The 2208-nt window shown below is 40.8% G+C and carries 1 protein-coding gene; it reads left to right on the forward strand.

Going from position 1 to position 2208, the window contains the following annotated elements:
- Positions 1-2187: alanine--tRNA ligase (gene alaS, locus ABZA26_RS13305; RefSeq protein ID WP_372714988.1), on the forward strand; the 2187-nt coding region annotated here is incomplete at its 5' end.
- Positions 2188-2208 lie beyond the last annotated feature (21 nt).

Below are 2208 nucleotides of genomic sequence, written 5' to 3' on the forward strand. Positions count from 1 at the left end.
ATTTCAAAAGATAGAATAGTAAGGCTGGGAGAAGCTGACAACTGGTGGTCTGCAGGGCCTACGGGTTCATGTGGTCCTTGCTCGGAAATCTATGTGGACATGGGTATCGAATATGGTGGCGATGAAAACTCAAAACCCGGAGACCCTGAAGCAGATGACAGATTCCTTGAAATATGGAACCTGGTATTCACTGAGTGGAACAGAAATGAAGACGGTACCCTAGAGCCACTACCAAAGAAAAATATAGATACAGGAGCCGGTCTCGAGAGGATAGCCTCGGTAGTCCAGAAAAAAGAAAACAACTATGAAACAGATATAATATTTCCTATTATCCAAGAAGCTGGAAGACTGACTTCTTCTGAATACGGTAAAACTGAAAAGACTGACTTTTCTCTGAAGGTAATCGCAGATCATGTGAGAGGGATTACTTTCCTTATAAATGACGGAGTACTTCCTTCTAACGAAGGCAGAGGCTATGTCCTGAGAAGAGTATTGAGAAGAGCTGTAAGACATGGAAGACTTTTGGGAACAACTGAAAACTTCCTGTATAAACTGGTGGATAAAGTGGTAGAGATAATGAGCGGAGCTTATCCTGAAATCTCTGAAAATATGGAGCACATAAAGAAAATAATCAAAATCGAAGAGGACAAGTTTTCTCATACCCTTGGACAGGGAATGCAGATGGTAAATGACGAGATAGAAAATGCAAAGAAATCCGGAGAAAACAAGCTTTCTGGAGAAGTGACATTTAAACTCTACGATACTTACGGGTTCCCTTATGAACTTACAGAAGAGATCTGTGAGGAAAAAGATATAGAAGTTTCTTTTGATGAATTTAAAGAAAAAATGGAAGAGCAGAAAATGAGGGCTCGTTCTGCAAGAGAAGTAGTAATGGAAAAAGGTCAGGACAGCTTTGTAGAGGAGTTCTACGACAAATACGGAAAGACTATTTTTGAGGGATATGAAAAACTTCAAAGCAAGGGTGTAATCTATCATGTGGGAAATCTAGATGATAATAAAGTATTGCTCATAACGGACAAAACTCCTTTTTATGCAGAATCCGGAGGACAGGCATCTGATCACGGGATGATAACTGCTGAAGGGGTAAAGGGTAAGATAGTAGACGTACAAAAGCAAAAAGAGATATATATGCACTCTGTAGTAGTGGAAGAGGGAATGGACAAACTAAAAAAAGGTCTGGAGATAACTCTCACAGTAGACGACGAGAGAAGAAGAGACATCATGAGAAATCATACTGCGACCCATCTTCTTCATAAGGCTCTGAAAGATGTACTCGGAAACCATGTACAACAGGCAGGTTCCCTTGTAGATGCAGACAGACTGAGATTTGATTTTAATCATTATGAAGCTGTAACCAGAGATCAGCTGGAAGAAGTGGAAAAAATAGTAAACAGAGAGATATTTAGAAATACATCTCTCAAGGTACAGCACATGACCCTGGATGAGGCTAAAGAAACAGGTTCGACAGCTCTCTTCGGAGATAAATACGGAGACCTGGTAAGAGTGGTAAATGTACCTGGATATTCTTCTGAACTTTGTGGCGGTATACACGTAGACAGAACGGGAGAGATAGGTCTCTTTAATATCCTAACTGAAACAGGTGTAGCAGCAGGAACCAGAAGAATAGAGGCTACAACAGGGGTGGCGAGCTATAAGACTGTAAATAAAATGGAAAGGCTGATACTGGCTGTATCTGATGCTCTGAAAACTGACCCGAAAAATCTGGAAGAAAAAGTAGAAAAAACTATAGAGGCATTCAGAGAAACTTCCAAAGAACTGGAAGCTTTGAAGTCTAAGCTGGCTTCTTATGAAGCAAACTCACTCTTTGAAAACATAGAGGAGATAAACGGAGTCAAGGTCCTTATAAAATCCTTTAAAGGCAAGGAAGCAGATTCTCTGAGGGAGATAGTGGATAAGGCTAAGGATAAACTAGGAAGCTGTGTAATCGCCCTTGGAACAGACAATGAAAAAGCTGTCTTTGCTGTGGGAGTGACAAAAGACCTGATGTCTAAGGTAAAAGCAGGAGATCTTGTAAAAGAGATAGCAAAAATAGCCGGAGGAAACGGCGGAGGAAGACCTGATTTTGCACAAGCCGGAGGAAAAGACGGAAATAAGGTTCCTGAGGCTCTGGAACATGCAAGAAAAATATTAACTGAAAAACTTTAATCATTATGACGGGGAGACCCG

The sequence above is a fragment of the Ilyobacter sp. genome, assembly GCF_041583315.1.
Lineage (GTDB): Bacteria > Fusobacteriota > Fusobacteriia > Fusobacteriales > Fusobacteriaceae > Ilyobacter.